The organism is Pseudomonas glycinae (assembly GCF_001594225.2).
Lineage (GTDB): Bacteria > Pseudomonadota > Gammaproteobacteria > Pseudomonadales > Pseudomonadaceae > Aquipseudomonas > Aquipseudomonas glycinae.
The window spans coordinates 1794812-1820844 of the sequence record NZ_CP014205.2 but is presented as its reverse complement, the minus strand read 5'-3'; the positions used below and the strand labels follow the sequence as shown (position 1 = coordinate 1820844).

Sequence of the window (26033 nt, the reverse complement as noted above, 5' to 3'; positions counted from 1 at the left end):
ATGAGTTTCTCGAACAAGGAACAGGGTCGCGCTAAAGAAAGATTGCTGCCCACTGCAAAAGACATTGATGCCTTGGTGCGTGCAGAACATCACGACCCGTTTTCCATTCTCGGCCCCCACGGCGATGGTGCCGGCGGGCAATTTATCCGGGCGTATCTGCCTGGTGCGTTGAGTGTTTCGGTGCTGGACAAGAACAGTGGCGAAGAGCTCGGCCCGTTGGACGCCACCGAAACGCCGGGGCTGTTTGTCGGCCATTTCGAGCACGCGCGGCCATACCTGTTGCGTACTCGCTGGGCCGGTGGCGAGCAGGTCGCGGAAGATCCTTACAGCTTTGGTCAGTTGCTCGGTGAAATGGACCTGTACCTGTTTGCCGAAGGCAATCACCGCGACCTCAGCAGTTGCCTCGGTGCGCAGTTGAAAACCGTCGATGGCGTTGATGGCGTGCGTTTCGCGGTGTGGGCACCGAATGCCCGACGGGTGTCGGTGGTCGGCGATTTCAACGTCTGGGACGGGCGGCGGCATCCGATGCGCCTGCGGCATCCGTCTGGCGTGTGGGAATTGTTCATTCCGCGCCTGCAAGCAGGGGAACTGTACAAGTACGAAATCCTCGGCGCCCACGGCATTCTGCCGCTGAAGGCCGACCCGATGGCACTGGCCACCAGTCTGCCGCCGGACACTGCGTCAAAAGTCGCCGCACCGTTGCAGATCGACTGGCAAGATCACGACTGGATGAGCGGCCGCCGCGAACATCAGCAGCACAATGCGCCGCTGTCGATCTATGAGTTGCACGCCGGTTCCTGGCAATGCGAACTCGACGATCTGGGCGAAGTGGCGCGCCAGTACACGTGGCCGGAACTGGCCGAGCGGCTGATTCCCTATGTGAAGGAACTGGGCTTCACACATATCGAACTGATGCCGATCATGGAGCACCCGTTTGGCGGTTCATGGGGCTATCAGTTGCTGTCGCAGTTCGCTCCGAGTGCGCGATACGGTACACCCGAGCAGTTCGGCGAGTTCGTCAATGCCTGCCACCAGGCCGGCATCGGTGTGATTCTCGACTGGGTGCCGGCGCATTTCCCGACCGATACCCATGGCCTTGCGCAATTCGACGGCACCGCGCTCTACGAATACGGTAATCCACTGGAAGGCTTCCACCAGGATTGGGACACGCTGATCTACAACCTTGGCCGCACCGAAGTGCACGGCTACATGCTGGCGTCGGCGTTGCACTGGCTCAAGCATTTCCATATCGACGGGCTGCGGGTCGATGCTGTGGCGTCGATGCTCTATCGTGATTATTCGCGCAAGGCCGGTGAGTGGGTGCCGAACCGTCATGGCGGTCGCGAGAACCTGGAAGCCATCGATTTCCTGCGGCACTTGAACGACGTGGTGGCATTGGAAGCGCCGGGCGCGCTGGTGATCGCCGAAGAGTCCACGGCGTGGCCGGGCGTCAGCCAGAGCACCCAACAGGGCGGTCTCGGTTTTGCCTACAAATGGAACATGGGCTGGATGCACGACTCGCTGCACTACATTCAGCAGGATCCGGTGTACCGCGCCCATCACCACAACGAGTTGAGTTTCGGCCTGGTCTACGCCTGGTCCGAGCGGTTCATCCTGCCGATTTCCCACGACGAAGTGGTGCACGGCAAGCATTCGCTGATCGACAAAATGCCCGGCGATCGCTGGCAGAAGTTCGCCAATCTGCGCGCGTACCTGAGTTTCATGTGGACCCATCCGGGCAAGAAACTGTTGTTCATGGGTTGCGAGTTCGGCCAGTGGCGCGAGTGGAATCATGATCAGCAGCTGGACTGGTATCTGCTGCAATATTCGGAACACAAAGGCGTGCAGAAACTGGTCAGCGACCTCAATCGGTTGTATCGCGAAGAGCCGGCGCTGCACGAGCAGGACGATGCGCCGCAAGGCTTTCAGTGGTTGATCGGCGACGATGCGATCAACAGCGTTTACGCATGGCTGCGCTGGAGCAAGGACGGCACGCCGGTGCTGGTGGTGGCCAACTTCACCCCGGTGCCGCGTCAGTCTTACCGCGTGGGCGTGCCGTTTGCCGGGCGCTGGAAGGAGTTGCTCAACAGTGACGCCGACACCTACGCCGGTTCCAACTACGGCAACGGGGGCGGGGCGTTCACCGAAGAGGTCGCGAGCCATGGGCAGGCGTTGTCGCTGGAGCTGAATTTGCCGCCATTGGCAGTTTTGATCCTCAAGCCCGAGGGCTGACCCACGCGAGATCGTTCCCACGCAGAGCGTGGGAACGATCATGCAGAAGAAGTCACCAGCGCATCCGGACCCCCAGGCTGCCAATCAACCCGTTCAGGTCGTTGTCGTCCACATCACTGCTGTAGTCGGCACTGACATACAGGCTCACTGTCGGCGTCATTCTGGCCACCAGTCCCAGTCCGACTTCCACAGTCGAGGACTTGCGGCTGCTGCTGATCTTGTCCACCTGATCCAGCGTCACCGTGTCGCCGGTGTACACCGTGTGCCACAGGTTCGTGCGCACGTAGGGCTCAACGGGCAACCCGTTCAGATCGTAGCTGCCTTTCAAGCGCGCACCGACCCGGCCGCTCCACGATGTAATGTCACTGGAAGAGGCGTTGCCCGAGCCTGCGTACGGCGTATCCAGAGTGATGCGCTGGTTGATCAATTGCGCTTGCGGTTCAACCACCCAGTTTTCACCCAGACCGATCGGGAATCCGCCTTCTACCGACAGCGTCATCGCGCTGCCTTCGGTGGCCAGGCGTGCACCTTGCTCGTTCCGACTGAAACCGCTGACCCGACCGCCACTGGCCGACAAGTCAACGTGCCAGCCCTGTGGGCCACTCAAGCTGTAGTAGGCGCCCAGGCTCTGACCTTGCAGGTTGAGGGTGTCGGTGTTCGGATCGGCGAGGGCGCGGCTGGTGATCAGTCCGCTGCCATTGGCCTTGATCTGATTGACCCCGCCGATCAGGCCGACCTGCTGGGTGTGGCCGCTGCTGCTTTTCAGGGTCAGCACGGCGGGGCCTTTGAAGTCGCCAGTGCCGGGCATGGCGAAGCCTTGGCTGAGTGCATCGGTTTGCGCCTGGCGGGAGGTCTCTCCGTAGAGCTGCTCCCAGGCCGAAGGGGCGAGGTCTTCGGTGATCAGCTTCGCGCCTCGCAGGTCCGGCTGCGGGCCCAGACGTTGCGGCCCCGGCGTCACGACCGTGGCGGGAAGAGTCATGACCGGAATGTCCTGGCGATACCAGGACGTGGTCTCGTCCTCGGCAGGACCCGCCTGCGCCTCCATGGACGAGCACAGCAAGATAGAACTTGAAACGGTGCAAAAGGTAACTTTGATCTCTTGTGAGGTGAGTGAGGTTTTCATGGAGGTCTACCTTGCTAGCGCATGCAGTATCTCGCCTTGGCGTCTCTCCTACCCCGAACGAGGGGCGACCGAATGGAGCGTGGCGAGCCCGAGGCCGTCCGTTTTGACGAGTGACCTGAGGCTCGCCCCGAGTAGTATTTCCGGGGGTAGTAAGGTAGAGCTAAGAAGACATGAGTCGTTGCGTCAAGAAATTGAACGATGAGCGGTCGAGTCAAATCGGATGATGCAAGCTTCTGTTTTTGCGCATTTATCTAAGTTCTTGTTTGTAGGCCTAATCGCTGCGCAAGCCGCGAGGCAGAGACGTTTTGTAACCGACAGTCGGTCTGCCAGACCGGGATCGGCAACCGGTTTCGCATCGCTGTACGGGTGAGGACGGCTGTCAGTATTGCGCTATAAATGCACTTCGACAGCCAGCGGCAAATGATCCGACAGATGTGTCCACGGTTTGCTGCCGAGGATCTGCGGGTCGTGGCTGCTGGCATTGCGCAGGTAGATCCGGTCCAGTCGCAGCAACGGGAAACGCGCGGGGTAGGTCTTGGCCGGGCGGCCGTGATGGCGTTCGAAGGCTTCGTGCAAGTAGTCGCGACGGGCGAGGGCGACATTGCCCTGCAACTGCCAGTCATTGAAGTCGCCGGCGATGATCACCGGGGCATCCTCGGGCAGGGATTCGAGTAATTGGCAGAGCAGCTGCAACTGCAATTGCCGATGGCTTTCGAGCAGGCTCAGGTGCACGCAGATGGCATGTACTTCGGCATGACCCGGCACATCCAGGACGCAGTGCAACAGCCCGCGCCGTTCGGGACCGGTGATCGAAACATCGAGGTTGCGGTACTCGCGGATCGGGTATTTCGAGAGCAGGGCGTTGCCGTGATGGCCATCGGGATACACCGCATTGCGGCCGTAGGCAAAGTCGCTCCACATGCTGTCGGCGAGGAATTCGTACTGCGAGGTTTGCGGCCATTCGTTGTAGCGGCTGGAGTGTCGCTCGTGTTCGCCGACCACTTCCTGCAGAAACACCAGATCGGCCGAGGTGCTGCGCACCGCTTCACGCAGCTCCGGAAGGATGAAACGTCGATTGAGCGCGGTAAAACCCTTGTGCGTGTTGACCGTGAGCACCCGCAGGCGATGGATGTCGGACGGCGTGGAGGTCTGTGCGTCGACGGCATGACGCTTGGGATCGCTGGACACGTTCACTCCTCTGAATCATGACGGCCTGTTCATGCGACTGATCCGGGCGCGGGCAGTTCACTTTGAGTGGCTGCCCGCGTCCGCCGTCAATCGACCAGGACGATCTCGTAAGGCAGGCGCATGCGTTCCAGAATCGACTTGGGCAGCAGGGGCGCAATACCGATCGCCGGTTCGCCGTTGAGCTGGCTGGCGTAGGCATGGGTGGCGTGGCTCTTGCGCGCGACCGTCCAGGTGTCGAGCCGCAGCTTGCGCGCGCGATGCCACGGGATCTGCGCCTGATCCCGTTCCGGCCAGTGCCAGGCCCAGACCGGCACATCATGATAGGTCGCGCCGGCCAGTTGCGCAGCCTTGGCACTGGCCCGGCCAACCACTTCATGATCGGCGGTGCCATCTTCGCGCCAGGTGCTGAAAACCACATCACCGGGGCGCAGGTAGCGGGCGATGAAATCGGTCAGCTGATGTTCCTGATCGAGCAGGGCGTTGTCAGTGAACCCGCCGCGCACCCATTTCAGGCTGTGCATCGGCAAACCGAGACGGCGCAGGGCTTCGACGCTTTCCTGGGGGCGGAACACACTCAGGCGTTTCTCCGACCACTGTCGCGAGCCCGGATGACTGGCGCTGCCATCGGTGATCGACAGCAGTTGCAAGGGATGCCCCAGGCTGGAAAGCAGTTGCAGCAGGCCGCCGCAGGTCACCACTTCATCGCCGGGATGCGGGGCAATGACCACGGCGCGGGCGCCGGGTGGCACTAATGTGTGAGTGTTGATGACGGGAATGTTGTCGAGCTGCGGGGCGCTGTTCCAGATCTGCGCCGGCAGGCCGTTTTCGCTGAGGGATAACGGTTTCATGAGTGATACGTCCTTGTTGTGTCTCGCCCTCAGTCGTGCGCGCCATGCGAAGCGTGTACGACCCGTGAAGGCTGGTGGATAGCCCGGCAGCGCTCCGAACCCTGGATTGCTGCGCAGCAGAGTATTGCTCAAGACGGGCGGTTCGTCGCGTCACAGATCAATCTGATCCGCTTTTTTTTATTCAGTCTGTGCCAACTGTCGCAGATAGTCGCCAAAACCACCCCGTGCACGACTATCCAGACGGGCGCTGGTGATGACTTGCGGGCGATGGCTCCAGGCGATGCTGGCCCCTGAACGCTCCAGTTGGCGCACCAGCTGCACATCTTCGTCACAGGACAACGGTTCGAAGCCGCCGGCGCGCACGTAGGCTTGCGCACTGACGCCCAGATTGGCGCCATGGATGTGTCGGTGTCCTTCGCAGGCCTGGTAATGACCGTGATAGCGAATCTGTGCGGCCTCATCGAACGTGTCATGCCACTGCTCGACCGTCACCGTGCCGCATACGGCATCGGTGCCCAGCCCCAGTTGCTGCACCAGCCAGTCCTCGGCGACGCGGCTGTCGGCATCCGAGCAGGAGATCCAGCGCGCACCGCGCTCAAGCAATTGTTGAGCGCCGATGGCCCGCGCCTGGCCGACGTTGCGCGCCTCGATGCTCAGCGCCCGCACGGGGTACTGGCTGACGATGAGCGCCGAGCGGTCGGTGCAACTGTCGAGCACCACCAGGACCTCCACCGGTTCACCGGCCAGCATCGGATGCTCGGCGGCGCGCAAGGCGGCGAGCAGGCAGTCATCGAGCCACTCTTCTTCGTTGTGTGCCGGGATCAGGATGCCAATCATCGCAAACCCTCCAGTGCGGCCACCGAACGCGGTTCGCGACTCCAGACTTCCAGCAGAAAATCCGCTTCCTGATGCAGGACCAGTCGCGGCAGGTGCAACTGTTCGTGAATCAGGTCGTGAACCTGTCGTGCATTGAGCGGGCAGCCTTCGATGGGCGGGCGCCAGTGACAGGCCAGTAATTGACCGTCCGCCGCCAACGAATCGCTGATGCAACGGATGACTTCCGTCAGATCCTCCCGGTCAAGGTAGTAGCCGATTTCGCTGAATACGATCAGGTCGTATTTTTCCGCCGGCCAATCGCCAGGCAACCGACATTGACGGACGTCGGCGTGGTCGAACAGGCTCAGCCGGGTGCGCGCCAGATTGACCGCGGCGGCGCTGGTGTCGCAGCACAACAGCCGATCACAGCGTTCGGCCAGCGCGGCGCTCAGTTCGCCGTTGGCGCAACCGGGTTCGAAGATCGTCCGGTAATGCGGGCGGGGCAGTGCTGCCAGGGTCACGAGGCGTTTGCGCTGCTCATACCAGCGCTGGCGAAATCCCCAGGGATCGTTATTGCCCGCGAACAGGCCTTCGAAGTAGCGATCTTCGACACTCATAAGAAGACCACCTCGAAAGGTTGCAGCAGTCGATCAATGACGTAGGGCGCGAGCACCGGAGCCAGTCCTGCTTCGGGATCGCCTTCCAGCTGGCTGGCGAAGGCGTGCACCGCGTGACGCTTGCGTGCGATTTGCTCCGGGCTGAGCAGAATCTTGCGCGCCCGCTCCCAGGGCACGAGGGCGTCTTCCGGGGTTGCCCAGTGCCAGGTCCAGACCGGCAGCTCATGGCAAATCGCGCCCACGCGCCGAGCCGCTTCGACGCTGGCGCGGCCTACGGCTTCGTGGTCGCTGTGGCCGTCTTCGCGCCAGGTGGTGAAGATCACGTCATCGGCTTGCAGGTAGCGGGTCAGGTAGTCACACAACATCGACTCGCGCGCGGCGACCCGGGTGTCGGGGAAGCCGCCGCGCAGCCACTGCAACTGGTGCATGGGCAGTCCGAGGCGGCGCAGGGCTTCGGCGGATTCCTGCGGGCGCACGACGCTCAGGCGCTCCACCGGCCAGCGCTCCGAGCCCGGATGACTGGCGCTGCCATCGGTGACCGAAATCAATTGCAGGGTGCGTCCCGCCGCTGCGAGCCCTTGCAACAGTCCGCCGCAACCGAGCACCTCGTCGTCCGGATGCGGCGCGATCACCACCGCCCGCGATCCCGGTGGTACCAAGTCGAGAATGTCGACACTGTCTACCGCTGCCAGATGGCGTGAGCCCTGCCATTCGTGCAGGGAGGTTCCTTCGCCGACGATCGGATTGCGCTTCATAGGGCCCAACCCTCGCGCGGTTGCTGTGCAATCAGTTGGCCCAGTGCCGCCAGATCACGTTCGGCGTGGCTCTGACGCAGATACACCGGCAAATCGGCCATCAGCCGGGCGAAGTGCGGATCCTTGCAGAACGGCCCGGCCCCAAGTGCCCGACCGGTCTCGCGGATTACCTGTTCGGCGGCATCCTCGACCACGGCGCGAACACGGCGGGCCAGCAACTCGGCGTTGCCGTGGGGATCGCTGTCGATGTCCAGAGCACTGACGCGCAGCGCTTGAGCTGCGCCGTGCAAGGCGCTGTCGACGGCGCCGAGACTGGCCAGCGCGTGGGGCTCTTCACGCCGCGCACAGTGCAGGTGCAAGCGTTCGCCGATCTCCCTGGCGGCGCCGTACCAGCACGCGGCGATTCCGATCCCGCCCTGCCAGAATCCCGGCCGTTGCAGGTAGTCGCCAGGCTCACCGATCGCCTGAGCCTCGACCTCGTCAAACAGCACCTCGACACTGCCGGTGGCCGCCATGCCGACCGCTTGCCAGCCCTGATCGGTGACGGTGACGCCCGGTTGATCGAGCGCCACTGCGACCAGTTGCTGACGATCCTCCTCATCCCATGCCGTCAGCAGGGCGTGGCTGAGCACCGCCGCCCCGGAACACCAGGCCTTGCGCCCATCCAGCTGCACCATATGTCCCGAACGGCTGACCCGAACCCGCGCCTGCGGTGGTTCGGCCGCCCACATGCCCCACGTACTGCCGGGCGTCGGCGAGCCACCGAGTTGCTCGATGATCGCCAAGGCATCGGTATGGCCTTCGTAGAGTTTGCACAGCCCCAGATCATGCCCGCCGACCTCGGACAGCCGTTGCCAGCGCTCCAGCGTACGACCGCTGCCGGGCAACGGCAGGCGATCGAGGCCGGCTTCGACCATTTGCCGCAAACACAGACCAAGAGCAGCCGTGTCGCGGTAGTCCCTGGCATGCCGTGAGAGATAGGCGGACAAGTCCATGTCAGTCCTCTTCTTCACGTTGCAGTTCAAACAGCAGCAGCGAGCGTCCGGTGACCGAGTACTCATGACCGAACTCGAAACGCTCCTGGCCACGGATCGCTGGCTGGTTGGTATCGATCATGCACGTCCAGAAACTGCCCTCGGGTACTTCCGGCAAGGTGAAGTTGACGATGTCGTGATGGGCGTTGACTACCAGCAGCAGCGTGGCGTCGCCACCCTTGCGGCGAATCCCGGTTTCCTGGGCACGACCGTCGAGCAGCATGCCCATGCAGCGGTTCTGCGCATCATGCCAGTGCTCGGTGGTCATTTCGGTGGCGTCCGGCGCAAGCCAGGTCACGTCCTTGACGCCGATGTCTTCGTTGTATTCGCCGACCAGGAAACGCCCGCGGCGCAGGATCGGATACGCCAGGCGCAACTTGATCAGGCGTTTGACGAATTTCAGCAGCGCCTTGCCGTCCTCGCTCAGGTCCCAGTTGACCCAGCCGATTTCGCTGTCCTGGCAGTAGGCATTGTTGTTGCCGTCCTGGGTGCGGGCGAATTCGTCGCCGGCCACGATCATCGGTGTGCCCTGTGACAACAGCAGGGTGGCGAAGAAGTTGCGCATCTGCCGGTGGCGTAGCGCGTTGATTTCCGGGTCGTCGGTGGGCCCTTCGACGCCGTGGTTCCAGGACAGGTTGTTGTTGCTGCCGTCCTGATTGTTTTCGTCGTTGGCCTCGTTGTGCTTGTCGTTGTAGGACACCAGGTCGTTGAGGGTAAAGCCGTCATGAGCAGTGACGAAATTCACCGACGAATAAGGCCGGCGACCGCGCTGGTTGAACATTTCTCCGGACGCGGTCATGCGGCTGGCGAAGTCGGCGAGCTGGCCGTCGTCGCCTTTCCAGAACGCGCGCACCGTGTCGCGGAACTTGTCGTTCCACTCGACCCAGCCCGGCGGGAACTTGCCCACCTGATAGCCGCCGGGACCACAGTCCCAAGGCTCGGCGATCATTTTCACCTGGCGCAGGACCGGGTCCTGGCGGCAGGCCACGAGGAAGCTGTGGCGTTCATCGAAACCGTCGTGATAACGGCCGAGGATGGTCGCCAGATCGAAACGGAAACCGTCGACGTGCATTTCGCTGGCCCAGTAGCGCAGCGAGTCGGTGACCATCTGCAGCACACACGGATGGCTCAGGTCGAGGGTGTTGCCGGTGCCGGAATCGTTGATGTAGAAGCGCTTGTCGTCCGGCATCAAGCGGTAGTACGAGGCGTTGTCGATCCCGCGCATCGACAGGGTCGGGCCTTGCTCGTTGCCTTCGGCGGTGTGGTTGTAGACCACGTCGAGAATCACTTCGAGATTGGCGTCGTGCAGGTGCGCGACCATCTCCTTGAACTCGGCGATCTTGCCGCTGGCCAGATAGCGCGGATCCGGGGCGAAGAACGCGATGCTGTTGTAGCCCCAGTAATTGGTCATGCCTTTGTGCAGCAGGTGCTGGTCGTTGACGAAAGCGTGGATCGGCAACAGTTCGACGGTCGACACACCCAGTTTGCGGATGTGTTCAAGCACATCGTCGACCATCAGCCCGGCAAACGTGCCACGCACATTTTCCGGCACCGAAGGGTGGCGCATGCTGATGCCGCGCACATGGGTCTCGTAAATGATGGTCTTGTCCCACGGCACGCTGACGCGGTGGTCGTGGCCCCAGGTGTGGGCCGGGTCGATGACCTTGCACTTGGGAACGAAAGGCGCGCTGTCGCGCTCGTCGAAGCTGAGATCGGCGTCCGGATGGCCGATGGTGTAGCCGAACAGCGCCTCGGACCATTTCAACTCGCCCACTAACTGCTTGGCGTAGGGGTCGATCAGCAACTTGTTGTGATTGAAGCGGTGGCCGTTGGCCGGGTCGTACGGGCCATAGACCCGGTAGCCGTAGATCAGGCCCGGATGTGCATCGGGCAGATAGCCGTGGTAGATCTCATCGGTGTATTCCGGCAGTTCGATGCGTTCGAGTTCAACTTCGCCGGCATCGTCGAAAATGCACAGTTCAACGCGGGTGGCGTTGGCGGAAAACAGCGCAAAGTTCACCCCCAGACCATCCCAGGTCGCGCCGAGCGGGAAGGGCAGGCCTTCACGGATGCGCGAGGGTTCGGCGTGCGCGGCGGGCTCGGCTTTCTTTGGACGGGTCATAGGTGCTCCTGCAAAAAATCGGGGGGTAGATGTTTTTCGAGGACGAGTAAGCCCTCGGTGGCGAGCGAACCCGCCACACGGTTATTCAAATCAATGGTTCGGGGAGCGTCAGACCGCAGGCGGCTTGCGCGGCGCGCGGGGCTTTTTCTCGGCGGCTTTTTCGCCCGGGGGAATCACTTTGGCGGCACCGGCAGGCTTGGCCTTGGCCGTCGTGGCCTTGGGTTTGGCGGCAGTTGCCTTGCCCTCGACAGCTTTGCTGGTGGTGGTCTTGCCGGCGGTTTTACTGCCGGCAGCCTTCGGCGATTTTTTCGGCGCCAATGCCTCGGCTTCGGCCAGTTTGCGCGCCATCTCCCAGTGGCGGGCGTCCTGGCCCTCGGGTTTACCTTCCGATTCCCAGATCTGATAGGCGAATTCGCGGATGCGTTTATCGTCGGTACTCATCGCAATGCTCCTGAACTGAACTCATGCTGCTAGACGTGTTGGATAAGCAGATTGACCGGGAAATCCCCCAGCGCGGCGCTGACCTGCAGCTCCCTGTTTTTTGTGACTGCGGTGCTCGAAAAAAGTCCCTTCAGATTTTCGTTAGAGGCGTCGAACGGTAAAACCACCCGTGTATCGCCCCAGCGCAGCGCATCAACCATCGGCACAGCACTGTTTTCCAACAATGTTGCGCAACGGATCGGCACGATCACGATGATCCGTCGCTCCCCATGCTCGCGGGCAAACGCGAGCACGTTGTGCGCCTGGCTGCCCAGTACCTCGAGGGCCTGGTACGAACCACGGCGAAACAACTCGGTGTCGTCGGCGCGCAGGCGCAGCACCTCGGCGATCAATGCTTGCTTGATTCGCCCGTCGCGCCAGTTCTCCAACAGTTCCTGAACCGGCCCTGGTGCTTCCAGCGCCTGCTGCCTGGCGGCATAGTCGACTGGCCGCCGGTTGTCCGGATCGACCAGGCTGAAATCCCAGAACTCGTTGCCCTGATACAGATCCGGCACCCCCGGCACGGTCATGCGCAGCAAGGTTTGCGCCAGACCGTTGAGGGCGCCGGCCGCCGCGATGCTGTTGACGGTCTTGGCCAGCGCCCCGCGCAGCAGTTCTCCTTCGGGAGCCAGCAGCAATTGTTCGGTGAACGCTTGAGCGGCGTTTTCGTAAGCCTCGTTCGGCGCACTCCAGCTGCTTTGCAGCTTGGCTTCGCGCAGGGCTTTCTGCTGCCACTGCCAGACACGCTTGGCGTAATCGGCAAACCCGGCCTGATCGTCGTCATGCAAGTCCAGCGGCCAGCTGCCGAGCAGCGCCTGATAGAGGATCAATTCGTCCGCCGACGACGGCAACTGATCGTCATGGCGCAGCGGCCGGGCGAGGGCGCGCCACAGCTCGATCTGCTCGACGTACCAGTGGCTGCGTTCGCTGAGTACGGCCAGTCGCGCGCGGGTGTCTTCGCCGCGTTTGTGGTCGTGGGTGGCGGTGGCCAGCAGGTTGTCCGGGAAGCTCGCCAGACGTTGCTGGTTCACCGCGTGAAAGTCGCTGACCGGCGCACTGAACTGCTCGGTGTTGTAACCGACGTCATTGCGCGACAGCAGCACCGCCGAGCGATACAGCGCGGTGTCTTCCACCGCTTTGGCGGCGGCCGGGGAAGTGAGCTGCTGAAAGCGCACGCAGGCGTGCTTCAGAATCTTGCGCGAGCGACCACGAGGTTTGCGCCGCCATGGCTGGCCGCCAAGCCAACCGGCTACGGAGTCCAGTACTGGCCAATCGGCTTCGCTCAATGTCTGCCGCGCACCGTCCATGGCCTGCTGGAAAAACACCTCGTCGCGCGCCGAGCGGCCCATCGGGGTGATGTAGGTGCGATAGACCGGGAAGTGCACGATCAACGCCTGCAACACACGGCGGATTGAGCCGAGCGTGAGGTCGCGGGTCATCAGGTCGTCGCGCGCCACTTGCAGCAGGGCCTGAGCAACGCTTTCGCAATCGCTGGCCAGCGAACCGTTGAGGATCTGCTGGCGCGCCAGTTGCGCTTCTTCGATGAACGCGGCCGAGCGCTCGGTGCGGCGTTGCCACAAGTCGCCGAGCACATGTTCACCGTCCGGGTCGTGTTGCAACAGCGACAACTGGTTCATGAATTCATAACCGGTGCTGCCGTCCACGGACCAGTCGGTGGGCAGGGTTTCGCCGTCGCCGAGAATCTTCTCGACGTAAATCGGCAAGTGCCGGCCCGGCGCCAGATGGTCAAGACGACGGCGCAGCTTGCGGCAGTAGCCGCGCGGGTCGGCGAGGCCGTCAATGTGGTCGATGCGCAGGCCGTCAATCAGGCCTTCGCCGATCAACTGGAAGATCTTGCCGTGGGTGGCCTCGAACACTGCCGGACGCTCGACCCTTAAACCGCCGAGTTCGTTGATGTCGAAGAAGCGCCGCCAGTTGATGTCATCCGCCGCCGTGCGCCAGCTCGCCAGGCGATAGCTTTGCCGTTCCAGCAATTGGTGCAGGCGCTGAAAACCTTCTCCGGTCTTCGAATCGTAGTGCGTCAGGTTGCGCTCAATGGCTTGCAGAATGTGCGGGTCGCTGGCCAGTTGCTGGAGTTCTTCCTTGAGCGGCAGGGCCAGCGCGCGGGCGTCGGTCTGATAGCTCAGCGTACTGAAACGGTCGGCGAGCGCATTGAGCGTATCGTTCGGGGCGTCATTGGATCTGAGCAGTTCGCCGTAATCAGTAGGGCAGATCGGGAAGTGATGCTCGTAATGCTCGACATGGAAAGTGCCGCTCTCGGCATTGAACAGCAGCGGCAGAGTCGCGTCCTGCAATGCGACACCGTAGTCGCTGCCGAGAAACGGCAGCAGCAACTGGCCTTCCATCAGCGGGTCGGGCGAGTGCCACTGAATGTCGAAGAACTCGCCGTAGGGGCTCAGTCGGCCCCATTCCAGCAAGTCGAGCCACCACGGGTTGTCACCGCCACCGACCGCCATGTGATTGGAGACGATGTCGAGGATCAGCCCCATGCCGTGCTCGCGCAGGCTGGCGACCAGACGACGCAAGGCTGGTTCGCCGCCGAGTTCCGGATTGACCCGGGTCGGATCGACCACGTCGTAGCCATGCATGGAGCCGGCGCGCGCGGCCAGCAGCGGCGAGGCATAAATGTGGCTGATGCCGAGTCGAGAGAAATACGGCACCAGCGGCACCGCCTGATCAAGGGTGAAGCCTCGGTGAAATTGCAGGCGAACCGTGGCGCGCAGGGTCTGGATAGGCAATGCACTCATTGGTCACGCTCGGCTGCCTGAAGGCGGGCACACGCCAATAGTTCCAGGCGTCTTGCGGCGTCGACACCGTCGAGCAGCGTCTCACTGGTGGCCGGCAAGCGGCGCGACCAGTTGGGGTGGGTGTCGATGGTGCCGGGCAGGTTGGCCTGCTCGTCAAGCCCCAGCGCATCTTCCAACGGCAGCAGCACCAGCGGCGCACGGGTGTGGCCGAGGAAACGCACCGCGGCGTCGACCACCTGATCGGCCTCGTGGGATTCCTCGCGAAAGTTTTGCGGGTCCTGGCTCAGGGCATTGCGCAGGCCTTCACGCTCCCGTTCGCGGTAACGGCGCCAGTCGATTTCGCCGTTGGCGTCGATCAGTCCCAGTCGCGCATTCCAGTCGATGTCGCGGCCGTGCCACCAGCCGTTGAGGGTCGGCAGATCGTGGGTGCTGGTGGTGGCCAGGGCGTTGTCCGGCCAGTCGAGGATCGGTTTGAAATGGGTGTTGTCCTGCTCGAACAACAGCACGCGCATGCCAAGCATGGCGCGGGCGATGAGTTTTTCCCGCAGGCCATCGGGCACGGTGCCGAGGTCTTCGCCAAGCACGATCGCTTGATGACGATGGGATTCGAGGGTCAGCAGACGCAGCAGGTCATCCACCGGGTAATACAGGTAGGCGCCGTCCGCCGGGACCGCGCCGTTGGGAATCACCCACAGCCGTTGCAGGCCCATGACATGGTCGATGCGCAGCCCGCCGGCGTGGGCGAAGTTGGCGCGCAGCATGTCGATGAACGCACGAAAGCCGTTGCGCACCAGACCTTCCGGGGAAAACGCGGAAATGCCCCAGCCCTGGCCTGAGCGATTGAGGATGTCCGGCGGCGCGCCGACGGTCAGCGAGGCGAGCAACTCGTCCTGAAAACTCCAGGCCTGGCTGCCGGCACCGTCGGCACCCACCGCCAGGTCGGCGATCAGGCCGATACCCATGCCGGCGCTGCGGGCGGCGGTCTGGGCGCGCTCCAGGCAGCGGTGGATCAACCATTGGCAGAACGCGAAGTAGCTGATGCGCTCGGCGTATTCCTCGGCAAATGCGCCGAGGGCAGCGCCGCGCGGGTCGTGCCAGTGCTCCGGCCATTGGCGCCAGTCGAGGCTCTCGCCACGGGCCGCGCGCATTTCCTGGATGGCTTCGAAGCGGCAGTGGTTTTCCAGCGCTTCGCCGCCGGCATCACGAAAGCTGGAGAAGTCGGCGTGCAACGGGTGTTCGCCGCTTATGAAGCCGTCGTACAAGGCTTGCAGCAGTTTCAGTTTGGCGTCGGCCGCTTTCGGCCAGTCGATCAGTTTCAGGTTTTCCAGTTGCTCGAACTGCTCGGTCAGCCCGGCCGCGTCAATCGCATCGCGCAGCGCGCGCTCGCCGAGGATCGCGCCCGGTGCGGCGTACAGCGGGTTGAGAAACAGCCGACTGGACGGCGAGTAAGGGCTGTAGCGCCCGGTGTCGGCGCTGAACATCGCGTGCAGCGGGCTGATCGCCAAGGCATCGGCGCCACGTTCACCGGCCACCCGGGCCAGTTCTTCCAGGGCCTGGGTGTCGCCGAAACCGCCATCGCCGGCGCGGCGCAGTCCATAAAGCTGCACGCTCAGGCCCCACGCGCGCGGGATCGGGCTGTCCACGGCATCACCTACGCTGAAGCAGCGTTCCGGTGCCACGGCCAGGGTGAATTGCTGATCGGCGATGTGCACTTGCTGATAGCCGACCGGTATCTCGCCGGGCAATACGGACTCGGCATCCAGCTTGAGACTCAGGCGCGAGCCGTCTTCCAGGTGAATTTCGCAAGGGGTCTCGGGTTCGAAATAGCGAGCCAGATCCACGCCCACGCCGACATCGGCAGTGAGCAGCGGGGGCAGCTGGCGATTTTCCTGTACCTGTTGCAGTTCGAGCAGGCTGGCGTCGATTTCCTGAGCCGTTCCGGCCGGGTGACCGAGGCCGATCAGCACATTGCGCAGCACCGCCGGGGCGACTTTTTGCGCTCGCCCGTTGGCGTCGATCCAGTCGACGGCAAGGCCGGCTCGGCTGGCGAGAATTTCCAGTTGCGCATCACTCATAGGCGCTCTCCATCCAAGGGGGGCAAAGGGGTTGCGGCCGTGAGGCTGACGAGCGCGCAATACGGGGGCAGTTGCCCCTCATCCAACAGGCCTGTGTCGGGTGGCTGGCGAAACAGCCACACCGACTCGGTCTGTGGAAGGTTGACCACTGGCGTATCGCTGAGGTTCAGGTCGATTCGCAGCTCGCTGCCATCGCCCAGGCGCCAGCGTGCGCTGACGGCGCCAGGCCCCAGCACTTGGGCGCCGAGGGCTTGAGTGCCGGACAGGTTGGGAATGATGTATTGATGGCGCAGTTGCAGAAGCTGGCGATACAACGCCAGCGTCGCCTGTTGCCGAGGCGTGCCGTTACCCGTCAGGCGCGGTTGTGAGGCGTGAAAGGTCTGCTCGGCGTTGGGGTCGGGAATCTGTTCACGCTTGTGCGGATCCGAGAAGGCACTGAATGCCGCGAACTCATTACGCCGACCTTGGCGCACCAGTTTCGCCAGTTCGCCATGGTGGCTGGTGAAGAACAGAAATGGCTGTTGGGCCGCGTATTCATCGCCCATGAACATCAGGGGAATCATCGGCGACAGCAGCAACAACGCTGTCGCAGCATCCACCGCGCGCGGCTCGGCCAATTGATGCAGGCGCTCGCCGAAGGCGCGATTGCCGATCTGGTCGTGATTTTGCAGGAACAACACGAAAGCAGTGGATGGCAGATGCTCGCTTGGCTCGCCACGGGGTTCGCCGTGGCGCGTGATATGACCCTGAAACACGAAACCCTGGCTCAGGCAGCGGGCCAGTTGTTCGGTGGGTTGCAGTGCATAGTCCGCGTAGTAGGCGTCGGTTTCACCGGTCAGTAATACATGCAGGGCGTTGTGGCCATCGTCGTTCCACTGCGCGTCGTAATTTTCCTCAAGCAGGCTGGACTGGTTGAGTTCGTTTTCGATGGTCAGCCACACATGCCGGGACGGGTCGATCTGCTGACGTATGCGACGTGCGAGTTCCGGCAAAAAGTCGGGGCTTTCGATGGCATGCACCGCATCCAGGCGCAAGCCGTCGAAACGGTATTCCAGCAGCCACATCAAGGCGTTTTCGACGAAGAAGTCCCGCACTTCCCGACGGCGAAAATCGATGGCCGCGCCCCATGGGGTGTGCTTGTCTTCGCGAAAAAAGCCTTTGGCGTAGCGATGCAGGTAATTGCCGTCGGGGCCGAAGTGGTTGTAGACCACGTCGAGGATCACCGCCAGGCCATAACCGTGGGCGCTGTCGATCAAATGTTTGAGTTGTTCAGGTGTGCCATAACTGGCTTGTGGCGCGTAATGCAACACGCCGTCGTAGCCCCAATTGCGATCGCCGGGAAACTGCGCGATCGGCATCAGTTCAATGGCGGTGATGCCGAGCTCCGCGAGGCGTGAGAGATGCTGCTCGACTTCGGCAAATCCGCCGAGCGCGCCGACATGCAGTTCATAAATGACCGCTTCATTCCAGGGGCGCCCTTGCCACGTGGTGTTGCGCCAGGAATAACGGTGCGGATCGACCACCACGCTGTGGCGGTCGAGATCACCGTCCTGCGCCCTGGAGGCCGGGTCGGGGACCTCCAGTTCGCCATCGATGTTGAAACGGTAGCGGCTGCCGGCAGGGCAGCGGGTCTTGATGACAAACCAGCCCTCGCCCTGGGGCAGCATGGGCAGGGACTGGCCGTTGTCCAGCTCGACGCTGACGTAAAATGCATCCGGCGCCCACAGCGCGAATTGGGTGTGCTCGGCATCCAGCATGATCGCGCCGTGGGGCCAGCTTTCAGGTGTCCGTGACGGCATCGTTGAAAACCTCCCTGGTTATTTGTGGTGCGTTTTACCCAGCGCCTTGGCCACCAGTCGTTCGTAGAGTTCGGCGTAAGGTTCGACTGCCTTGCACCAGTTGAAGGGTGCGGCCATCGCCCGGCAACGCATGGCGTTGAGCAGTTCGGGAAAGGCAAACACCTTGAACGCTCGGCTCAGGGCCTCGCGGTAGCTGTCGGCGGTGGATTCATTGAACAGGAAACCGGTAACACCGTTTTCGATGGTGTCGGCCAGCCCGCCGGTGTTGCGCGCCACCGGCAGCGAGCCGAAACGCTGGGCGTACATCTGGCTCAGACCGCACGGTTCATAACGCGATGGCATCAGCAGGAAATCGCTGCCGGCGAACATGCGTCGGGCGTCGGTTTCATTGAAGCCGATGCGCACGCCGATCTGGCCGGGGAAGCGCAGCGCCAGTTCACGCATGGCCTGTTCTTCTTCAGGCTCGCCACGGCCGATGATCGCGATCTGGCCACCGTTCTGCACGATGTATTCCGACACCGCTTCGGTCAGGTCCAGGCCTTTTTGATAGACCAGTCGCGAGACCACTGCAAACAGAGGACCTTCGGACTCGTTCAGGCCGAACAATTCGCGCACGTGGGCGGCGTTGATGGCCTTGCCTTCCCAGTCGCCGATGGCAAATGGCGCGAACAGGTGCGGGTCGGTGGCAGCGTCCCAGCTCTCATCGATGCCGTTGGGAATGCCGCTGAGCAAGCCTTGCTGGGTCTTGGCGGCGAGAAAACCGTCGAGACCGCAGCCGAAATCCGGGGTAGTGATTTCCTGCGCGTAAGTGGCACTGACCGTGGTGATGTGGCTCGAATAAGCCATGCCGGCCTTGAGGAACGACATCTTGCCGTAGAACTCCATGCCTTCCTGTTGCAGGGCATGGGCGGGAATCCCGAGCTCCGGGCAAGAGCCGAGGCTGGTCACGCCTTGATAGGCCAGGTTATGAATGGTGAACAGGGTCGGCGTGCGTTGCCCGCGCCAGTGCATGTAGGCAGGCGCGAGACCGGCCGGCCAGTCGTGGGCATGCACCAGATCCGGGCACCAGTGGATTTGCGCGAGGTTGGCGGCGATATCGGCGGCGGCCAGACCCAGACGGGCGAAACGGATATGGTTGTCCGGCCAGTCGCGACCATTGTTGGCGCCGTACGGGCCACCGTCACGGGCGTACAGTTCAGGGCAGATCAACACATAAATGACCAGACCGTCGGGCATGTCCATGCGCCCGATCTTGCAGGGCGGCAGCGCGGCGTGGCCACCCAGTTCGCCGATGATGTGGATCGGATTCTCGCTGTTCATGACTTGCGGGTAACCCGGGATCAACACCCGGACGTCGTGCAGATGCGCCATTGCACGGGGCAGGGCGGCAGAAACGTCTCCCAGACCGCCGGTCTTTACCAGGTCGGCGATTTCCGAGGTCACGAACAATACTTTTTTCTTGTTGGGGTTCTGACTGGCTATCGGCGTCAGTGTCTTGGTGATCGGGACGCTGATCGATCGGCTGCCGGGAACGCTTAAAGTGCTCGATTCACCCATCGGCTGATGAGCCCGTTCTCCCTGAATTTCCAATGCCGCACTGATCATATGAATCTCCCGTCTTTTTGATCTGATTCTTGTCTTGAACATGCGATGTCCATGGCCAGGTCCTGTGGCCGGGCGCAAACACGCCACGCATCGGTGAGCAAACACTACCCGACACGTGCAAGCAGAATGGGTGAGGTGGCCATTGCAAGACTTGAACCAGTCGCTTTGGCCCTGCCTATCAGATGACCCGCCGCGATCTGCAAAAGTTTCGACGAATTTTTGACTTTGTGACCGGCCGGTTTTACCCCGCGAAATCCAGTCTAGGCCAGATCCTAGAGCGGGCCAGGGCGATCGGATGAATTGTTCGACAATCTGTTGCAGGCTCACGAAATCCGTGGCTTCGGGAGGGGGTGCGCCCCGACGAAGTGCATGTCAGGCGACGTCGATGATGCAAAATGGTGACCGGGCGGTCACGATTTCGGGCGCCGGAAACGTGCGAATGCACTGTTGCGGTGCGGACACTTGTGTTGGCAGGTGGTCAGCGGGTGCTGCCTCGCGGGCAGGAATTGCCCGCGAAGGTGAGCAGGCTCAGTTGAGCAGGCGCACGGGTTCTCCGGTTGACCAGGCCTGAATGTCTTCGATCATCTGCGAAAAGAACAGCTCATAGTTCTGGCGGCTGACATACCCGACATGGGGCGTGGCCAGCACGTTGTCGAGGGTGCGAAACGGGTGCAGTGCCGGCAGCGGTTCCTGATCGAACACGTCGAGGGCCGCACCGCTGATGCGCTGTTTCTGCAAGGCCTTGATCAGCGCCGCTTCATCGACAATCGGCCCGCGCGCCGTGTTGACCAGCAGGGCGGTCGGCTTCATCCAGTCCAGCGCCTGCGCATCGACCAGACCCCGGCTGCGATCGCTGAGCACCAGGTGCACCGACAGTACGTCAGCCTGTTCGAACAACTGCTGCTTGCTGACATAGGTGACACCGGCCTGTTCAGCGCGCTCGGCGGTGAGGTTTTCGCTCCAGGCGATCACACGCATGCCGAACACCTGACCGAACTGCGCCACCCGCTGGCCGATACTACCGAGCCCGAGAATGCCGAGGGTCTTGCCGTGCAGGTCGCCACCGAGGCCTTGCTGCCACTGACCGGCGCGCAGAGCGTTGGCCTCGTTCACCAGATTGCGGGTGGCAGCCATGATCAGCGCCCAGGTCAGTTCCGGCGCCGCGTGCTTGTAGCTGTCGGTGCCGCAGACCTTGATCCCGAGACGGGCGGCGGCCGGCATATCCAGCGCCGCGTTGCGCATGCCGCCGGTGACCAGCAGCTTCAGGTTCGGCAAGCGTTTGAGCAGGTCTTCATCGAAGCGCGTGCGTTCGCGCATCACGCAGATCACCTCGAACCGGCCCAGACGCTCGGCCAGCGTGGCGTTGTCCGCCGGGTACTCATGGACGAAGGTGACTTCGCCGAGACTGTCGAGCATCGACCAGTCAACTACGCCCCGCGCGACGTCCTGCCAGTCATCGATCACCGCAATCTGCACCGCCATCAGCGTTACCTCTTCAACGAACGGGATTGGTTTTGTCCAGCCAGCCGAGCAGTGCCTCGTGGAATTTCGCCGGCTCTTCCATCTGCGGGGCGTGGCCCATGCCGGGGAATTCCACCAGCGTGGACTGAGGAATCAGTTTCGCTACCTGCTTGCCCAGCACGTCGTAGTTACCGATTTTAGCCTTCACTTCGGGCGGCGCGATGTCCTTGCCGATGGCGGTGGTGTCGGAGGTGCCGATCAGCAGCAGGGTCGGCATCTTCAGGTCCTTGAACTCGTAGTACACCGGCTGGGTGAAGATCATGTCGTAGATCAGCGCCGAGTTCCATGCGACCTGAGTCTTGCCCGGGCCGTTGCTCAGGCCGGCGAGCATGTCCACCCAACGGTCGAATTCGGGTTTCCAGCGACCGTCGTAATAGGTCGTGCGTTCATAGTCGCGGATGCCCTGCGCGGTGACTTTCAGTTCGCGCTGATACCACTGATCGACGCTGCGATACGGCACGCCGAGGGCTTTCCAGTCTTCCAGACCGATCGGATTGACCAGCGCCAGTTGCTCGACCTGATCCGGATATTGCAGCGCATAACGGGTGGCGAGCATACCGCCCGTGGAGTGGCCGAGCAGGGTGGCTTTCTGGATGCCCAGCGCCTTGAGCAGCTGCTGAGTGTTGGCTGCCAGTTGCTGGAAGGTGTACTGGTAATGATCGGGTTTGCTGGAGGTACAGAAACCGATCTGATCCGGGGCAACCACCCGGTAACCGGCTTCGCTCAGGGCCTTGATCGAACTGTCCCAGGTCGCGCCGCAAAAATTCTTGCCGTGCATCAGCACCACGGTGCGCCCGTTGGCCTTGCCGTAGGCGGCGACGTCCATGTAACCCATCTGCAGCGACTTGCCCTGGGACTGAAAGGCAAAGTGCTTGAGGGTGTAGGGATAATCGAAACCTTGCAGTTCCGGGCCGTATTGCGGCCCTTCGGCGTGAGCAAGCAGGGGCAGGGCGGCGGTCAGCAACAGGCCGGGTAGCCAGCGGGTCAGCGACACAGACATAGGACAACTCCACAAGAAATCGGCCGATGCTGGAACGGCCGGATTAGGTCGACGTTAAACACAGGCAATCCCCGGGCCCGATCGTTCAACCGAGCCAGCCCAGGGTGAGCATCGCCAGCACCCCGTAGCGGGCGCCTTTGGCGAGAGTGACGATCAACAGGAATCGCCCGAGAGGTTCGCGCATGACCCCGGCGATCAACGTCAGCGGATCGCCGATCACCGGCAACCAACTGAGCAGCAGCGACCAGTGACCGTAACGCTGATAGTGAGCACGGGCGCGCTCCATATGCCTGGGGCTGACCGGAAACCAGCGCCGATCCTGAAATCGTTCCAGACGGCGCCCCAGCCACCAGTTCACCAGCGAACCGAGGACATTGCCCAGCGTCGCCACGGCCAGCAGGCCCCAAAGCCAGTAACGATCGCTGACCAGCAGCCCGACCAGCACGGCTTCCGATTGCAGCGGCAACAGGGTCGCCGCACCAAACGCGGCCATGAACAGCCCGAGATAACCCGCCGTCATCAATGGGCCGGGTAATCCGCCACCACCACGTCGGCGCCGTCTTTCTTCAGGCCGATCACTTGATAGGCGTCGCTCATGCCGTCCATTTCCATGCCCGGCGAGCCCATCGGCATGCCCGGCGCGGCGACGCCCAGCAGGTCGTCACGCTTGCTCAGGGCCAGCACCTGTTCCGCCGGAACATGGCCTTCGACGAATTTGCCGTTGATGATCGCGGTGTGGCAGGACGCCAGACGCGGCGGCACGCCGTGCTGCTGCTTGAAGCTGCTCATGTCGCTTTCGACGTGGTCTTCGACCTTGAAGCCATTGGCTTCCAGATGGCTGATCCACTTTTTGCAGCAGCCACAGTTGGCGTCGCGGTGGACTTCGATCGGGATAAGGTCGGCGGCTTGCGCCAGGGAGGAAATGAACAGCGCGCTCAGGGCGGCCAGACGCAGATGGTTTCGCATGGATGGCTCTCGGCTCAGAGGAAGAACGGTCAAAAAGGAAGGCATTTTGACCGGTTTTTCCTGCCTGGCATCAACGGAGTGTTTCCAAGTGATACGAGGCAGGCCTGCCAACATGATCGTAGATCAAAGCTGACAGGCCACTGAGCGCAAGATGACAAAACGGTCAGCGAACCTTGAAGCGGCCCATGATCGCGCTCACCCGGCTATTGGCTTCCAGCAACTGGCGGGTGTTGAGTTCGCTGGCCTGGCCGCTTTCCACCAGTTCATCGACCATGTGGCGGATCTGCACCATGCTGCGGTTGATCTCTTCGGTGACCGCGCTTTGCTGTTCCGCGGCGGTGGCGATCTGGGTGCTGAGGCTGTTGATGTGGCTGACCGCACCGGCCATTTCGTCCAGCCCGCTGTTGACCCGGGTGGTGGCATCGGCGGCCGACTGGCAACTGGCCTGGGTGTTTTCCATGGCGCTGACCGACGAACTGACGCCTTGGGTCAGACGGCTCAACATCTCGTTGATTTCCGAGGTGCTGGCCTGGGTGCGGGCGGCGAGGGCACGCACTTCGTCCGCCACCACGGCAAAACCGCGACCCTGTTCACCGGCCCGCGCTGCTTCGATGGCGGCATTGAGTGCCAGCAGGTTGGTCTGGCCGGCAATGGCGCCGATCACGCCGAGGATTTCGGTGATGCGCTGGGCATCCTGCTGCATGCTTTCGACCTTGTGGGTGGCGCTGGCCACTTCGTCGATCAACGCCACTACGCTGCCTGACGCTTCACCGACCACGATGCGGGAACGGTCGGCGTTTTCATTGGCGCGCTGGGTGAAGGCAGCGGTTTCGGCAGCATTTTGCGCGACGCTTTCGGCGGTCGAACTCATTTCGTTGATCGCGGTAACGGTCTGGTCGGTCTCCGACGCGTGGCGCGCCAGAATCTGGCTGGTGTGCGCCGAGGTGCGTTGCAGGCTGTCGAGGCTCGAGGCCATCGCGCCGGTGGCCTGGGTCACTTCGCCGATCATGTTCTGCAGGTAGGCGATAAAGGTGTTGACCGAGTGCCCGATGGCACCGAGTTCGTCTTCAGCACGAATGGTGATGCGCCGGGTCAGGTCGGCATCGCCGCTGGACAGCGAATCGATGTTGGCTTTCAGCGCTTTCATGCGCGAAACCAGTTGGCGGATTGCGTAGACCTGCAACAGTACCAGCAGGATCACCAGCGGAATCTGCAACAGGCTCAGGCTGCTGAGCACATCGTCACGCTGGGCGGTGAGCATTTTGGTTGGCAGGGCGGTGGCGAGGAACCACGGGGTGCCTTCGATCGGGCGCATGAAGAAGGTGCTGGCTTCACCGTGGTTGTCGAACTCGACGCGCTGCGCCTGATCGCGGTTTTGCAGCCCGGCCTTGACCTGGCTGGCGAAGGTCGAGCCACCGGCGAGTTCACTGATGTTCTTCAGCACAATCGGCCCGCTGATGCGCGAGCTGTTGCTGATGATCTTGCCGTCGGCCTCGACGATCAGCATTTCGGCGTTGAGGTCTTTTTCCTTGCGCGCCACCAGATCGTTGAAGAAGCCCAGGGTCACGTCGATGGTCGACACGCCCCAGGCGCTGCCGTTTTTCTGGATGGCCATGGCGCAGTTGGTGCGCGGCTCGGCGCTGGCATCATCTTTATAAGCAGCGGCCCAGGCGCATTGGCCGCGCGGGGTCTGCATGCCGCCCTTGTACCAGCTCTGGTCGTAATAGTTGGGCGCAGCGTCGCTGTTCCAGAAGGTGTTCACCGCCAGCTTGCCGGAGGCGTCGCGGTGCCAGAACGTACTGAACTTGTTGCGTCCGGCCTCACGCTGGCCGGGCAACGGCCAGATGCCGCCGCCGAATACTTTGAGCTCGCCGTATTGATCCACCAGCCCCGGCAATACGGTGTCGATGGCTGCGCTGTCGAGCAGCGGGATGGTCTGGGTGATGCTGCGCTGTTGCGCCTGAACCTTGTTCAATTCGCCCTGAATCTGTTCGGCCACTTCAGCAATGCGGTTGAGCACCACCTGTTCTTCGGTATGGCGCAGCTTGGGCGCGACCAACTGGCTGATGCCGACCACGGTCAGCACCGACAACAACAGAATGAACAGAACCAGAAACAGCGTGTAGCGAGCCTGAATGGTGCGGAATGCGGGCATGGAAACCGGTCCTTGAGCAGGGATTCTTATTGTGGGCAGGGAAAAAACAGCGCGGGTTTCCTAACGTATCGTCGCGACTTCGGGAAGCTTTAGGTACTTGCGTCCTAAAAGCTACAATCCCGACCGGTGGAACGTATCCGGCCTGATACATGAGAAGTAACTGTCCCGAACATTAGAGCGATAAACCCACTTTCATCACATTGTCATGAACGCTCTGGTCCCGTATTTCCGGAGCTGTTATCGGTTTGTATCGTGAATGTACAAAAATTGTAAAAAGGTGCAGAAATGAGTTGGAGCCATCAGGTTGCCGGCCGATACTCCGGGCAACTCAAAAGTCGTTCATCAAGGAATTTTTCATGTTTTCCTCGCAAGGAGCTTGCTCATGACTATCGGCTATACCGGTGCCTGGCAACCCAAGGCGGGTTTGCTGGTTCGAGACACAGGAAGCTCGAGCAAACCGGTTTCTCAAAGTGTCAAGGTCAAGCAGATGCTGGCCCAGGTTGGCAAGGACCCCAACGCAATCAGCATCGCGGAGATGGACAAGCAGGGGCTGCACAAGAACATCAAGGGTTTCGATCCCACCAATGTTTCGGCCAAACAATTGGGCAGCCTCAGTGCAATGCTGCGCAGCCGTGGCCTGATTTCCGAAGTCACGTCCATTACTCTGCTCAACGCCGGCGACAAGTTTGATCGCTTCGGCATTCAGAAGGATCCGGACGCCAAGTTCAATGCGCTGGAGTATTTCGCGACGCAACTGGATACCATCCAGACCAACAATCTCAAGGGCAACAAGTACGCCAATACGTTGATCCCCGAGTACAAGAAAGCCATTTATGTACTGCAGAACCTGCAGACCTACGGGCAGGGCGGCGAGCGCAAGCCTCCGACCGACGCTGGCGTCAGCGCCAAGGCGTGACCAGAAGGCCCGC

At 62.2% G+C, this 26033-nt stretch carries 20 protein-coding genes; 2 read left to right on the top strand and 18 right to left on the bottom strand.

Features of this window, described 5'->3' with window-relative positions:
• A complete protein-coding gene (gene glgB / locus AWU82_RS08105) occupies positions 1-2232 on the top strand; it encodes a 1,4-alpha-glucan branching protein GlgB (RefSeq protein WP_064381813.1) in 2232 nt (743 codons plus the stop codon).
• A 52-nt stretch (positions 2233-2284) separates the two neighbouring features.
• Here glgB and AWU82_RS08100 read toward each other — a convergent pair whose 3' ends face one another.
• From AWU82_RS08100 to AWU82_RS08015, 18 genes are all read right to left on the bottom strand, one after another.
• Positions 2285-3355, bottom strand: a complete 1071-nt coding sequence (locus AWU82_RS08100) for an autotransporter domain-containing protein (RefSeq protein WP_064381812.1) — start codon at positions 3353-3355, stop codon at positions 2285-2287.
• Between the two features lie 390 nt (positions 3356-3745).
• Positions 3746-4543 carry an endonuclease/exonuclease/phosphatase family protein gene (locus AWU82_RS08095; RefSeq protein WP_064384103.1) on the bottom strand — a complete coding sequence of 266 codons (798 nt, stop codon included), beginning with the start codon at positions 4541-4543 and terminating at the stop codon, positions 3746-3748.
• Between the two features lie 86 nt (positions 4544-4629).
• Positions 4630-5391, bottom strand: a complete 762-nt coding sequence (locus AWU82_RS08090; RefSeq protein ID WP_064381811.1) for a PIG-L deacetylase family protein — start codon at positions 5389-5391, stop codon at positions 4630-4632.
• A gap of 177 nt (positions 5392-5568) precedes the next feature.
• Complete coding sequence (locus AWU82_RS08085) at positions 5569-6228, bottom strand: glycosyltransferase family 2 protein (protein ID WP_064381810.1); 660 nt, start codon at positions 6226-6228, stop codon at positions 5569-5571.
• Entirely contained in the window at positions 6225-6824 is a 600-nt protein-coding gene (locus AWU82_RS08080; RefSeq protein WP_064381809.1) for a class I SAM-dependent DNA methyltransferase, read from the bottom strand. The genes AWU82_RS08085 and AWU82_RS08080 overlap by 4 nt, the downstream gene beginning before the upstream one ends.
• The gene (locus tag AWU82_RS08075; RefSeq protein ID WP_064381808.1) at positions 6821-7579 is read right to left on the bottom strand and encodes a PIG-L deacetylase family protein; all 759 of its coding nucleotides are present in this window, start codon (positions 7577-7579) and stop codon (positions 6821-6823) included. The genes AWU82_RS08080 and AWU82_RS08075 overlap by 4 nt, the downstream gene beginning before the upstream one ends.
• Positions 7576-8574, bottom strand: coding sequence for an acyl-CoA dehydrogenase family protein (locus AWU82_RS08070; protein ID WP_064381807.1), 999 nt, complete (start codon positions 8572-8574; stop codon positions 7576-7578). Before AWU82_RS08070 ends, AWU82_RS08075 begins: the two co-directional genes overlap by 4 nt.
• A 1-nt stretch (position 8575) precedes the next feature.
• Positions 8576-10735, bottom strand: coding sequence for a glycogen debranching protein GlgX (glgX, locus tag AWU82_RS08065; RefSeq protein WP_064381806.1), 2160 nt, complete (start codon positions 10733-10735; stop codon positions 8576-8578).
• Positions 10736-10843: 108 nt separating this feature from the next.
• Complete coding sequence (locus tag AWU82_RS08060) at positions 10844-11176, bottom strand: DUF2934 domain-containing protein (RefSeq protein ID WP_064381805.1); 333 nt, start codon at positions 11174-11176, stop codon at positions 10844-10846.
• A 29-nt stretch (positions 11177-11205) separates the two neighbouring features.
• The gene (locus AWU82_RS08055) at positions 11206-13983 is read right to left on the bottom strand and encodes a malto-oligosyltrehalose synthase (protein WP_064381804.1); all 2778 of its coding nucleotides are present in this window, start codon (positions 13981-13983) and stop codon (positions 11206-11208) included.
• Positions 13980-16058 (bottom strand): 4-alpha-glucanotransferase, encoded by a 2079-nt coding sequence (gene malQ, locus AWU82_RS08050; protein WP_064381803.1) that lies wholly within the window; start codon positions 16056-16058, stop codon positions 13980-13982. Before malQ ends, AWU82_RS08055 begins: the two co-directional genes overlap by 4 nt.
• Entirely contained in the window at positions 16055-17857 is a 1803-nt protein-coding gene (gene treZ / locus AWU82_RS08045) for a malto-oligosyltrehalose trehalohydrolase (protein WP_064381802.1), read from the bottom strand. The genes malQ and treZ overlap by 4 nt, the downstream gene beginning before the upstream one ends.
• An 18-nt stretch (positions 17858-17875) precedes the next feature.
• Positions 17876-19462 carry a glycogen synthase GlgA gene (gene glgA, locus AWU82_RS08040; RefSeq protein WP_064381801.1) on the bottom strand — a complete coding sequence of 529 codons (1587 nt, stop codon included), beginning with the start codon at positions 19460-19462 and terminating at the stop codon, positions 17876-17878.
• A gap of 528 nt (positions 19463-19990) precedes the next feature.
• Positions 19991-20944: a D-2-hydroxyacid dehydrogenase family protein gene (locus AWU82_RS08035; protein ID WP_064381800.1), complete on the bottom strand. Its 954-nt coding sequence runs from the start codon at positions 20942-20944 to the stop codon at positions 19991-19993.
• Between the two features lie 13 nt (positions 20945-20957).
• Complete coding sequence (locus AWU82_RS08030; protein WP_064381799.1) at positions 20958-21983, bottom strand: alpha/beta fold hydrolase; 1026 nt, start codon at positions 21981-21983, stop codon at positions 20958-20960.
• Positions 21984-22068: 85 nt separating this feature from the next.
• Complete coding sequence (locus tag AWU82_RS08025) at positions 22069-22503, bottom strand: YqaA family protein (protein WP_064381798.1); 435 nt, start codon at positions 22501-22503, stop codon at positions 22069-22071.
• Positions 22503-22949 (bottom strand): DUF411 domain-containing protein, encoded by a 447-nt coding sequence (locus tag AWU82_RS08020; RefSeq protein WP_007957572.1) that lies wholly within the window; start codon positions 22947-22949, stop codon positions 22503-22505. Before AWU82_RS08020 ends, AWU82_RS08025 begins: the two co-directional genes overlap by 1 nt.
• A 163-nt stretch (positions 22950-23112) precedes the next feature.
• Positions 23113-25104, bottom strand: coding sequence for a methyl-accepting chemotaxis protein (locus AWU82_RS08015; protein WP_064381797.1), 1992 nt, complete (start codon positions 25102-25104; stop codon positions 23113-23115).
• A gap of 382 nt (positions 25105-25486) precedes the next feature.
• On the opposite strand from AWU82_RS08015, the gene AWU82_RS08010 reads away from it, so the two are divergent.
• Complete coding sequence (locus AWU82_RS08010; RefSeq protein ID WP_064381796.1) at positions 25487-26020, top strand: hypothetical protein; 534 nt, start codon at positions 25487-25489, stop codon at positions 26018-26020.
• Positions 26021-26033: the final 13 nt, after the last annotated feature.

Coding starts and splice junctions, on each gene's coding strand:
- AWU82_RS08025 (WP_064381798.1), bottom strand. CDS start 22,503: ATGACGGCGGGTTATCTCGGGCTGTTCATGGCCGCGTTTGGTGCGGCG.
- AWU82_RS08075 (WP_064381808.1), bottom strand. CDS start 7,579: ATGAAGCGCAATCCGATCGTCGGCGAAGGAACCTCCCTGCACGAATGG.
- AWU82_RS08080 (WP_064381809.1), bottom strand. CDS start 6,824: ATGAGTGTCGAAGATCGCTACTTCGAAGGCCTGTTCGCGGGCAATAAC.
- AWU82_RS08020 (WP_007957572.1), bottom strand. CDS start 22,949: ATGCGAAACCATCTGCGTCTGGCCGCCCTGAGCGCGCTGTTCATTTCC.
- AWU82_RS08010 (WP_064381796.1), top strand. CDS start 25,487: ATGACTATCGGCTATACCGGTGCCTGGCAACCCAAGGCGGGTTTGCTG.
- AWU82_RS08060 (WP_064381805.1), bottom strand. CDS start 11,176: ATGAGTACCGACGATAAACGCATCCGCGAATTCGCCTATCAGATCTGG.
- malQ (WP_064381803.1), bottom strand. CDS start 16,058: ATGAGTGATGCGCAACTGGAAATTCTCGCCAGCCGAGCCGGCCTTGCC.
- AWU82_RS08090 (WP_064381811.1), bottom strand. CDS start 5,391: ATGAAACCGTTATCCCTCAGCGAAAACGGCCTGCCGGCGCAGATCTGG.
- AWU82_RS08015 (WP_064381797.1), bottom strand. CDS start 25,104: ATGCCCGCATTCCGCACCATTCAGGCTCGCTACACGCTGTTTCTGGTT.
- AWU82_RS08070 (WP_064381807.1), bottom strand. CDS start 8,574: ATGGACTTGTCCGCCTATCTCTCACGGCATGCCAGGGACTACCGCGAC.
- AWU82_RS08085 (WP_064381810.1), bottom strand. CDS start 6,228: ATGATTGGCATCCTGATCCCGGCACACAACGAAGAAGAGTGGCTCGAT.
- AWU82_RS08100 (WP_064381812.1), bottom strand. CDS start 3,355: ATGAAAACCTCACTCACCTCACAAGAGATCAAAGTTACCTTTTGCACC.
- glgB (WP_064381813.1), top strand. CDS start 1: ATGAGTTTCTCGAACAAGGAACAGGGTCGCGCTAAAGAAAGATTGCTG.
- AWU82_RS08055 (WP_064381804.1), bottom strand. CDS start 13,983: ATGAGTGCATTGCCTATCCAGACCCTGCGCGCCACGGTTCGCCTGCAA.
- glgA (WP_064381801.1), bottom strand. CDS start 19,462: ATGATCAGTGCGGCATTGGAAATTCAGGGAGAACGGGCTCATCAGCCG.
- glgX (WP_064381806.1), bottom strand. CDS start 10,735: ATGACCCGTCCAAAGAAAGCCGAGCCCGCCGCGCACGCCGAACCCTCG.
- treZ (WP_064381802.1), bottom strand. CDS start 17,857: ATGCCGTCACGGACACCTGAAAGCTGGCCCCACGGCGCGATCATGCTG.
- AWU82_RS08030 (WP_064381799.1), bottom strand. CDS start 21,983: ATGTCTGTGTCGCTGACCCGCTGGCTACCCGGCCTGTTGCTGACCGCC.
- AWU82_RS08035 (WP_064381800.1), bottom strand. CDS start 20,944: ATGGCGGTGCAGATTGCGGTGATCGATGACTGGCAGGACGTCGCGCGG.